Annotated in this window: 9 protein-coding genes; 3 read left to right on the top strand and 6 right to left on the bottom strand. The window is 31.9% G+C overall.

The genetic code is table 11. The features are described 5' to 3' along the window. Positions 1 to 11: 11 nt before the first annotated feature. Positions 12 to 1,574, bottom strand: a complete 1,563-nt coding sequence (locus Q8S45_RS01705; protein ID WP_305600663.1) for a c-type cytochrome — start codon at positions 1,572 to 1,574, stop codon at positions 12 to 14. A 219-nt stretch (positions 1,575 to 1,793) separates the two neighbouring features. Between Q8S45_RS01705 and Q8S45_RS01700 the strand changes: the two genes are divergently transcribed. Beyond that, entirely contained in the window at positions 1,794 to 2,165 is a 372-nt protein-coding gene (locus Q8S45_RS01700; protein WP_305600661.1) for an SPOR domain-containing protein, read from the top strand. Here the strand turns inward: Q8S45_RS01700 and dnaG are convergent. The 3 genes from dnaG to clpP form a co-directional block, all read right to left on the bottom strand. Then, the gene (dnaG, locus tag Q8S45_RS01695; RefSeq protein ID WP_305600660.1) at positions 2,162 to 4,141 is read right to left on the bottom strand and encodes a DNA primase; all 1,980 of its coding nucleotides are present in this window, start codon (positions 4,139 to 4,141) and stop codon (positions 2,162 to 2,164) included. The genes Q8S45_RS01700 and dnaG overlap by 4 nt on opposite strands. Before the next feature lie 161 nt (positions 4,142 to 4,302). Next, positions 4,303 to 5,541, bottom strand: coding sequence for an ATP-dependent Clp protease ATP-binding subunit ClpX (gene clpX / locus Q8S45_RS01690; RefSeq protein ID WP_305600658.1), 1,239 nt, complete (start codon positions 5,539 to 5,541; stop codon positions 4,303 to 4,305). Positions 5,542 to 5,566: 25 nt separating this feature from the next. Continuing rightward, positions 5,567 to 6,226 carry an ATP-dependent Clp endopeptidase proteolytic subunit ClpP gene (clpP, locus tag Q8S45_RS01685; RefSeq protein ID WP_305600657.1) on the bottom strand — a complete coding sequence of 220 codons (660 nt, stop codon included), beginning with the start codon at positions 6,224 to 6,226 and terminating at the stop codon, positions 5,567 to 5,569. A gap of 200 nt (positions 6,227 to 6,426) precedes the next feature. Here clpP and Q8S45_RS01680 point away from each other — a divergent pair, with 200 nt between their 5' ends. Together Q8S45_RS01680 and Q8S45_RS01675 are read left to right on the top strand one after the other, a co-directional pair. Beyond that, positions 6,427 to 6,933 (top strand): hypothetical protein, encoded by a 507-nt coding sequence (locus Q8S45_RS01680; RefSeq protein WP_305600655.1) that lies wholly within the window; start codon positions 6,427 to 6,429, stop codon positions 6,931 to 6,933. Between the two features lie 223 nt (positions 6,934 to 7,156). Beyond that, the gene (locus Q8S45_RS01675; RefSeq protein WP_305600653.1) at positions 7,157 to 8,482 is read left to right on the top strand and encodes a DEAD/DEAH box helicase; all 1,326 of its coding nucleotides are present in this window, start codon (positions 7,157 to 7,159) and stop codon (positions 8,480 to 8,482) included. A gap of 93 nt (positions 8,483 to 8,575) precedes the next feature. Here the strand turns inward: Q8S45_RS01675 and Q8S45_RS01670 are convergent, their stop codons facing one another. Together Q8S45_RS01670 and Q8S45_RS01665 are read right to left on the bottom strand one after the other, a co-directional pair. Further along, on the bottom strand, positions 8,576 to 10,096 hold the full coding sequence (locus Q8S45_RS01670) for an OmpA family protein (protein WP_305600652.1): 1,521 nt from the start codon (positions 10,094 to 10,096) through the stop codon (positions 8,576 to 8,578). A 10-nt stretch (positions 10,097 to 10,106) separates the two neighbouring features. Beyond that, a complete protein-coding gene (locus Q8S45_RS01665; RefSeq protein WP_305600650.1) occupies positions 10,107 to 10,994 on the bottom strand; it encodes a hypothetical protein in 888 nt (295 codons plus the stop codon). Positions 10,995 to 11,004 lie beyond the last annotated feature (10 nt).

Raw genomic sequence — 11,004 nt, 5'->3', positions numbered from 1 at the left:
TAATTATTTATTTAATAGTGGCATTTACCACACTCTAAACCACCCATTTCTGCTGCGGTTACTTTTTCAACTCCGTATTTTTTAGCTAACTGATCGTGGATATTTTTGTAATAACCGCTATCCTTCATATCAACTTGAGTTTGTCTGTGACAATCTATACACCAACCCATTGTAAGTGGCGAAAATTGTTTCATTTCATGCATTGTTTCAACAGGTCCGTGGCATTTTTGACATTCAATTCCAGCAACCGTTACGTGCTGAGAGTGATTGTAATAAGCAAAATCTGCCAAGTTATGAATACGCACCCATTCAATAGGTATTTGCTCAAATCCTTCAATATATTTTAGATTTTCTTTATCCCAACCAACAGCATCATATATTTTTTGAATTTCTTTATCTAAATCTTCTTTTGAATAATCTCCAAATAATTCTCCTTTATATTCAGAAATTGATTTATGACAGTTCATACAAACATTTACTGAAGGAATACCAGAAGTCTTACTATGTTTTGCAGAAGAATGACAATATTGACAATCTATTTTATTATCACCTGAATGAACAGTGTGCGAAAATGCAATTGGTTGAATTGGTTGATAACCTTCGTTCACATCAATTTGCATTAAAAATCCAAATACTAACCATGCACCTAACAATAAGAAGAATATCACAGATAAAAAACGTAAAAAAGGACTGTAAAAAATAGATTTCAACATGCTTGTTGTATCTTCTTCTCCTTCTACAACTTTTCTGTTTGTTGTAGCCGAAACAACAACCGTAAGTGCTATGAATATTAACAGTGTTACCAACAATGTAGGTAAAACACCTAATCCTGGTTTGTTAAAAATTTCTTCATCCTTTCCACTTGCTCCTACCACCGCAACTTGAACATCACCCGTATTTAAATATTTTAAAATATTCTCTATATCTTCATCAGAAAATTGAGGAAAAGGAGTCATTGCAGCTGGATTACTATCAGCAACCTCTTTTGCCAATTTATCGCCTGATGCAATTAATGCATTATTGTCTTTTATCCAAAGTTTTAACCAAGCAGCATCTCTTTTATCGCCAATTTTAAATAATTCGGGACCAATTAAATTACCCTGCAATTTATGGCAAGCAGCACAATTGCTATTAAATAACTGTTTTCCAAGGGCAACACCTGGATCTATTTCAGCAGGAACAGATGTGACTGCAGTACTTGAAGGTTCTCCTTTGGTATATGCTAAAATATCAATAATATCTTGGTCAGATAATTGAGGATTAGCAGTCATTGGTAACTTATTATTCTCTTCAAAAACTTGAATTGCTAATTTGTCGCCAGATTTAATCATTCCAGGACTATCTTTAATCCACTTAATTAACCATTCTTGATCTCTTTTTTCAGTAATGCCCTGTAAAGCAGGACCCACCAATTTTTTATCTAATTTATGACAAGCTGCGCAGGTACTTTTAAATAGCTTTTCGCCATTTGCAACGTTCCCATCTTGAGCCGATAAATTAATAGAAAATAATAAAAGGAAAGCAAGACCAGTATTAATTAATCTTGATAATGTAATGTGTTTCACACTTTTCATATTTAAAAAAAATCTTTTCTTTCGAGTTTGGTACAATATTTTCATTTAAAAGTATATGACTTATGTCATTTTTAAACGATTTGACAAAAATAGTATTAAATAATAAAACTAAAAGTGTAAAGATACCGTTAATTGTAATTTATAATGATTCTAAATAACACATCTTTGCATTGCAAATTAAGTGAATAGCTATAATTTTGACTAAAAATTAATTTTAACATGAAAAAATCCTTAAATACTTCAATTATTCTAATTTTACTCAGCGTTTTATTAGGAATAAACACCTGTTATTCCCAATCAGAAAATGAGAAAATAGCTGAATTAATTGAACAAAAAAGAAGCCATAATAAAATAAGTAAAAATTTTTCTACCTATAAAATTCAACTTTATACTGGAAATGAGACTCAAGCTTATAAAACAAAATTAAATTTTGATGCTCTTTTTCCAGAATATCAAACCAAGGTTACATATAAATCTCCTGAATGGAAAACTCAAGTAATAAATTTTAAAACAAGGTTAGAAGCTGATAGAGCATTGAATTTAATTAAAATTCAATTTATAGGGGCAATTGTAACTGAAGATAAATTTTAAACAACTCGATTAAGACGTTCAAAAAGTCGTAATTTTAAATTGGTGTAATTTTTAATTGTTTCCAGTATTTGTTGACTATCTAGGTTTTCATTTTCATTTGCAATTAAATTATTTATTTTTTGTTCAATTAATACTCTTCTTAAATTATAAATAGCATCTAAAACCATTTTTGAGATGTCGCTTTCTTTAGTTTTTATAAAAATATCTTTCCGTTCCCAATCGCTCAAAACATATTTTTCTTCATCCATAATAATATTAGTGACTAAGTTCGCAATGTCAATATTGGTTCCATTTATTAATTCATCTACAGAAATTGTTTTTTCTTGATTCAATTGAAGAATTACGTCATAATAAATTTGCTTGAACAATTCATCGGTAAATTCAATTTCATCATCTTGAAGATTAAGGTAAATTTCTTTAGAAACTTCATTGCTAAATTTCACCTTTTTTGATTTTTCAACCTCCGATTCATCAAACTCTTCCCCAGCCACAAAATCAACAAAATTTACAGTATTATTACCATACAATAATAAAATTTTTATTATTTCTCTTTCATATTTTTTAAGTTCATCAACTTCCACAATTTGTGCTGTTTTCTGTAAAACAGGAGCTAATGGTTTTTCTTGTTGGTATGCGGCATTGGCATCTCTAAATTCCTTCTTATCAATTTGTGCCAACTCATTAAACAGCACGTTTTCAGAAATATCCATAATTCTGGAACATTCTTTCAAATAAACTTCGCGTTGAATTCTATCAGGAATTTTAGCAATACTAATAACAATATCTCTAATTAAACCAGCTTTTTTAACAGGATCGCTCTGAGCATCTTCCATTAATAGAGATACCTTAAAATTTATAAAATCTTGAGCGTTATGGTCTAAATAATCTTTTAATTCTTCTGAAGTAACTTTTTTAGCAAAACTATCGGGATCATCACCATCAGGAAAAGACACCACTTTAACATTCATACCTTGCTCCAAAATAAGATCGATTCCTCTAAATGAAGCTCTTACGCCTGCCGCGTCACCATCAAATAAAATAGTAATGTTTTTTGTGAGCCTATTTATTAACCTAATCTGATTTTCAGTAAGTGCTGTTCCTGAAGATGAAACTACGTTTTCTATACCATTTTGAAACAATGTAATGACATCTGTATAACCTTCTACTAAAAAACAATTATCTTCTTTAGCAATTTGCTGTTTAGCAAAATGTAACCCGTATAAAATGTTGCTCTTATGATATATGAGACTTTCAGGTGAATTAACATATTTTGAAGCTTTTTTATCACTAGTTAAAATTCTTCCCCCAAAACCCAAAACCCTACCGCTCATACTATGAATAGGGAACATTACTCTTCCTTTAAATCGGTCAAAATGTTTAGTTTCATCAAATATTACATCATTTTGTTTTACAATAGTTAAGCCCGAAGATTCTAAATATTTTAAATTATATCCACTGTTTAAGGCTTCTGTGGTAAAAGCTTCCCATTCATTTAATGAATACCCTAATTGAAATTTCTCAATTATTTCTTGGCGAAAACCTCTTTCTTTAAAATAACTTAATCCAATAGCTTTACCTTCTTCACTATGAAGTAATATTTTATGAAAATAATCTCTTGCAAATTCTGAAACAATAAACATACTTTCACGTTCATCGGCTTCAATTTTTTGAACATCAGTTTGTTCAGTTTCTTCAATTTCGATATTGTATTTTTTCGCAAGGTACTTAATAGCCTCTGGATAGGAATAATGCTCATGTTCCATTAAAAACGTAACTACATTTCCTCCTTTGCCTGTGCTAAAGTCTTTCCAAATTTGTTTTACTGGAGATACCATAAAAGAAGGAGTCCGCTCTTCTGAAAAAGGACTTAAACCTTTGAAATTGCTTCCAGATTTCTTTAAGTTAACAAACTCCCCAATAACTTCTTCAACCTGAGCCGTTTCAAAAACTTTATCTATGGTACTTCTTAAAATCAAGGTAATTTTGTTATTATAATTTATAAAAATACAATAATTTGTCGCAAAAATAAAAGCTAATTAAAAAGGTTTTAAATTTTTGACAATCTCATCTTTTTTAAGAAATTTTGACTGACAATTATTCTTCTTTAAATTAGCTATTTTACAAGGTTTGTTAAAAATTAAGAAACTGCTTTCAGCCTTTTTAACGTGGATTTATTTATTTTATCTTCGGCATATTGTTTAGAAACCACCAGTTCTTTTTCTTCAGAACCAGGAAGTTCAAACATTGCATCGGTCAATATTGCTTCACATAAAGATCGTAATCCTCTCGCCCCTAACTTATATTCTACAGCTTTTTCTACAATAAATTCCAACGCGCTTTCTTTAATGCTAAATTTAATTCCATCCATTTCAAATAATTTCTCGTATTGTTTAATAATGGAATTTTTAGGTTCGGTTAAAATGGCTCTCAATGTTAAAGCGTCTAACGGATCCATATGTGTTAACACAGGTAACCTTCCTATAATTTCTGGAATTAATCCGAAATCTTTTAAATCTTTAGGGACAATATATTGAAGTAAATTATTTTGTTCTATTTTATTTTCTTTAATAGAAGCACTATAACCTACGGCTTGCCTATTTAATCTTTTCCCAATTACTTTATCTATGCCTGAAAATGCTCCACCAGCAATAAATAAAATATTTGTTGTATCAACCTCAATAAACTTTTGATCTGGATGTTTTCTTCCTCCTTTTGGTGGCACATTCACAACAGCACCTTCCAATAATTTTAATAATGCTTGTTGAACACCTTCACCTGAGACATCTCTTGTAATTGAAGGATTATCTCCTTTACGTGCAATTTTGTCTATCTCATCAATAAAAACAATTCCTTTTTCAGCCTTTTTAACATCATAATCAGCAGCTTGTAATAACCTAGTTAATATAGTCTCAACATCTTCTCCAACATAACCAGCCTCAGTTAAAACGGTAGCATCAACAATACAAAAAGGAACATTTAACATGCGCGCAATGGTTCTTGCTATTAATGTTTTTCCAGTTCCAGTATCTCCTACAATTATAATGTTACTCTTTTCAATTTCAATTTCTTCTTCTTTTGATGCAGGTTGAAGCAATCTTTTATAGTGATTGTATACCGCAACAGCCATAACACGTTTTGCTTGATCCTGACCAATCATATATTGATCAATAAATTCCTTAATATCTTTAGGTTTTTTTAAAATCAAATCAGTAGAAAATGCAGTAGGTTTGTTCTCTGCAATTTCTTCCATAACTATTCCATGGGCTTGTTCAATACATTTATCGCAAATATGAGCATCTAGCCCAGCAATAAGCAAGTCGGTTTCAGGTTTTTTTCTTCCACAAAATGAACATTCTAATACTTCATCTTTCGCCATAATCTATGTGGTTTTTACTTAAATATTATTTTCTAATTAAAATTTCGTCAATCATACCGTATGCTAAAGCTTCATCAGCCTTCATCCAATAATCTCTATCAGAATCTGCATGAACCTTATCCATAGTTTGTCCAGAATGCTTTGAAATTATTTGATATAATTCATCTTTCAGTTTCATAATTTCACGTGCAGTAATTTCAATATCACTAGCTTGCCCTTGTGCACCTCCTAATGGTTGATGAATCATAATACGCGAATGTGGCAACGCTGAACGTTTACCCTTTTCGCCAGCACACATTAACACCGCTCCCATTGAAGCTGCCATACCAGTACAAATTGTTGAAACTTCGGGTTTTATAAATTGCATGGTGTCATAAATTCCTAAACCGGCATAAACGCCACCTCCTGGAGAATTTATATAAATAGAAATATCTTTAGAATTATCTACGCTTTCCAAAAACAACAACTGAGCTTGAATTATATTTGCCACATAATCGTCTATTCCTGTTCCTAAAAATATTATTCTATCCATCATTAAACGAGAAAAAACATCCATTTGTGCAACGTTTAATTGTCGTTCCTCAATAATATATGGTGTAACACTACTCACTAACTTATCATAATACATACTACTAATACCTTGATGTTTGGTAGCAAATTTTTTAAATTCTTTTCCGTAATCCATTTTACAGGGTTTTTAAATTTTAGTTTGTAAAGATAAGAAGTATTTCTTTATTAAAAAGTTAAATCAATTATTGAATAAATACAACCAAATTTTTTCGTTTAAAAAAATACTTTTTTTTATCAATTTTATTATGCGCGCATAATAAAATTGATTATATTTGATGTGTCAAAAATGATTATCAAAAAATTAACAGTTATACCATGAAAACAAAAATATTATTAATTGCTTTACTTGTAATTTCAGTAAAAAGTATGGCACAAGAATTTTCGAAAGGAACCATTATAACCTGTCGTTATGATACTATTTCGGATGTTGACATTAAGAATGTAAGCGATTTTAAAAGTTTACTTCAAATTACCTATATCGATAAAAATGGTAATGAGCAAAAACCTGCTATTGAAAGTATAAAATGTTATACTAGAGGAAATGATACTTTTACACGTATTTATAATAGTGGAGAAATGATTATGGTTAAAAAAATTGTTGCAGGACCAAAATTGAATCTTTACGAAAGAAATTACAATGGATTGACTATTCATTATATTGAAAAAGTATATGATGAACTTATAAAAGTTCCATCTTCTTCTTCAAAATTCAAAAAAGTAATTGGAGATTTTTTAAGCAACTCACAAGCAGTATCACATCAAATTAGTTCTGAAAATAATTCAGACATTAAGGAACTTGTTGACTTGTACAACAAAGGTTGAAATTTAGTTTTAGTTGGGTAAAGCTCATAGATATAAAATCTTTGAGCTTTTTTTTGACTTATGCGCTACCATTCCTAATTTTAAAACACTCATATTAACACATACCAACCTACATTCCTTCTAAATAATAATTTTATTTATTTATTTCGTCTTATTTTTCACACTATTCTACTACTCTTTGTTTTAATTAATTAAGTATTACATTTGCAAAAAATACTTTTTAATGACTTTTTCTGACTTAAATTTAAACCGATCCTTATTAAATGCCTTGGATGATATGGGATTTGTTACACCAACACCTATTCAAGAAAAAGCATTTTCTGTAATAATGAGTAGTAAAGATGTTATTGGAATTGCTCAAACTGGAACAGGTAAAACATACGCTTATTTATTACCTATTCTTAGACAAATTACATTTTCAAAACAAAAACATCCACGTGTTTTAATTGTGGTTCCAACAAGAGAATTAGTAGTTCAAGTTGTTGAAGAACTAAAAAAATTAACACCTTATATAAATATTAGATATGCCGGAATTTATGGTGGTACTAATATAAATAACGATAAACAAGTTGTTTTTGCTGGGTTAGACATTTTGGTTGCTACTCCAGGTAGGTTATTAGATCTGACCTTAGATGGTATTTTAAAATTAAAAACTATTCGAAAATTAGTGATCGATGAAGTTGATGAAATGTTAGATTTAGGTTTTAGACCTCAACTAATTACGTTGCTCGATTTGTTGCCAAAAAACCGTCAGAATATATTATTTTCTGCAACCTTAACTTTTGAAGTAGATAAATTATTAAACGAATTCTTTAAATCTCCCATAAAAATTGAAGTTTCAGCTAGCGGTAGTCCGTTGGATACAATAACCCAACTAGCTTATCCAGTACCTAATTTTTATACCAAAGTTAACTTTTTAACAACACTTTTAAAAGATAAAACTACCTTTAGAAAAGTATTGATATTTGTAAAAAATAAAAATCAGGCTACCATTTTATTTAATGAATTTGAACTTGCATTCCCAAAACAAACACAAGTAATACATTCAAACAAAACTCAAAATTACAGATTACGATCAGTTCATAATTTTGAAAATAATCTTTTCTCCTTTTTAATTGCAACTGATATTGTTGCACGTGGAATCGATTTAACGAATGTAAGCCATGTAATCAATTTTAATATTCCTAAAAAGCCTGAAAATTATATTCACAGAATTGGAAGAACAGGTAGAGCTGAGCAAAAAGGAACATCAATATCATTATTTACTGAAGAAGAAGCTGAGTATTTGAGTGAAATCGAAGTTTTAATGTTTACTGAAATTGAAGTATTAGATCTTCCTTTAACCATTGAAATTTCTGAAGCAATGATTGATGAAGAAATGCCTAAATCAATTCGAGAAAGTAATAATGACAGACGCTCAACAACTATTGGTTCCGGTTTTCACGAAAAGAAAGATAAAAACAAAAAAACAAATTTAGGCGGTTCGTATCGAAGAGAAATTGCGAAAAAATACAAAAAACCGCTCACACGCGGACAAAAGCGGAAGTAATCCCGCCAAATTAAAAGCATAAAACCACATAAAAAAACGCCTTAAAGAATTTCTTTAAGGCGTTTTTTGATTTATAAAACGTATAATCCAACTTTATTGCATCACTTTAATAACCACACGTCGGTTTTTGGCTCTGCCATCCGCCGTTGTATTGTCGGCTATTGGCAACGATGGCCCAAAACCTTTTGCTGAAAGTCGGAGACTGTCAATTCCTTGCTTTACCAAATAATCCACAATACTGTTTGCGCGAGCTTGACTTAGTTTGTTATTAAGGTTCAAACTTCCTGTATTGTCTGAATGTCCTTGTATCTCAAGCTTTGTTTCGGTATTGTCTTTAAGAAATTGTATTAATTTATCCAAATCTGTTGAAAAAGCAGTATTAACAGTTGCTTTGCCAACTTCAAAATAAATATTGTTCAAAACAATGCTTTGTCCAACTTTTGCTTCTTCAATGGCCAATTCTAAATTGACAAAAAGCGTTGCGCTTCTGTTTAAACCTTTAGTGCTTACTTTTACAATGTTAGAGATATAATTGGCTTTTTTTCCAACAAGCGTAAAATCGCTTTCAGCTTCCAGTTGGGTTTGAAAAACACCATTTTCTGAATGGCTTTGCTCGGAAACCATCGTCTGTTTTGTATCGTTGGTGATTTTGATAACCACATTGCCTTCGGGAATATTTTGAGTCTTATTAATTGCCACTCCTTTCAATGTAAACTTCGGATCATTGTGCGTTAAACTGATATTAATTTGATTTTCTTCCGTCTCAAAAGCTGATTTTTCAATATTTTGGGTTGAAGAATTGATATGATTTAACAAACCCGAAACGCTATAATCTGAAGGCGCAATTGAAGAAAAAATTGCTTTTCCGTCGGCATCGGTAAACGCATTTCGTTTTTGATTGTCTGCTCCGCCAATCGTAACTTCCACATTGGCTAAAGGCAAGCCTGTAGCTTCGTCATAAACAGAAACCACCATATTCTTGTTCGATATTTCTTTGATTATTGGTTCAACTATTTCCGCTGGTTTTACTTTATTTTTACCGATGCTTATAGCGATGCCAATTGTATAATAAAAATGATCATTGACAGCGGAAGTCAACGCATAACGGTACTGAATATTGGTAAAAATAAAAGCTTCATCAAATACATTGAATTGCAATCCGGCGCCAACGGGAACATAAAAACCCGTTTTGCCCTGATATAACGAAACCCCAACGCCACTTGAAATATATGGCACAAGCGTATGCCGATCGGTCAACATTTTAAAATTCAGTGCAGCATTGGCGTCCAATAAAAATTGATTGCTTCCGTAAGATGTTCCGTCGTCATAAAGATAATCTGTCCAACTGCCATCAAGCGTGGCGACAAAATCAATTTTATTGCGAATTCCCTTTAAGTAATTAATTCCAAATCCTGTTTGCATAGCTCCAATTTTGCTCCAAAGATGATTTTTAAGCACATTATTTAAAGAGCTTATTTTGATTTGCTGCGCGGTATTAAAATCGTTATAAAAAACATGAAACGCCAAAGTTGAAGGCTTTCTTTCTTCCGATACTTGGGCAGTTAGTTGAAGTGCTAAAATTCCCAAAACGATGATGCTGATAATTTTTTTCATGCGCTTTTATTTAATCTTCGTCCGTTTTATCTTGTTTGCCGGCGCCCATTTGGTTTATGATGGTGAAAACGGCGGGTTCACTTCTTCCCTGAATATTCATATCATTGGTTGGAATTGGGTGTCCTTCCATATCGAGTGTTTGTACCGTCCAGATAAATTTTTGGTTGGCGGTGTCGTCTAACATCGGCAGACTGGTTCTCCAAATATATTGTGTTGTGCCACGCAAAGCGGGTTCATCTAAAATGGGAAAGTTTCCACGAAATGCCTGCATTGGCGTTTGTCCGGGCAGAATTTCAAAAACCTGTACCCGGTAAGTGGGAAGTTCCGCAGTATTTGGCACCAATCCAGTCCAGCGAAAAGTAATTAAACTTTGGGCAACAAGTGCGTCCAATTCAGCACCATCAGCCGGAACCATTAACTTAGGCAATTGGTAAGAAGTGATAAAAAACGAATGGGTTTGACGCGCAAAAACCACCTCGCCAGAAACATTCATCACTTCAACTTTTAACTGATATTGACCAGCGGCCAATCGCCCCGTGCGTTGCAGCGTATTTTGCACTTTTCCCGACAACACCAAATTTTGCAATTGCAAAGCATCGGCCATGGTATATAGGTTTACGCCTTCTCTTAAAGTATAAACACGAGATGCATTTATATTTGAGGCGCCAACAACACTTCCGCTTTCATCCAATAAAGTTGTTCTGAGTTTAACCTGTGCCTCGCCTTGCACAGGTCCTTTCATATAGGTGATAATCATTTGTCCGTTTATCGGATTTACCCATTGCGACAACCAAGGTTGCGGCCTGCTGTTTAACGCCAAGTTTACGGTAATTTGCGACTGGGCCATCTGAAAAATCAGAAAAAATCCGAGGGCTGTTATTAAATTATATTTTTTCATTTCAGTTGAA

This window comes from Lutibacter sp. (assembly GCF_030692605.1).
Lineage (GTDB): Bacteria > Bacteroidota > Bacteroidia > Flavobacteriales > Flavobacteriaceae > Lutibacter.
Note: the sequence above shows the minus strand (reverse complement) of the source record. Positions and strands in the feature narration are given on the sequence as shown.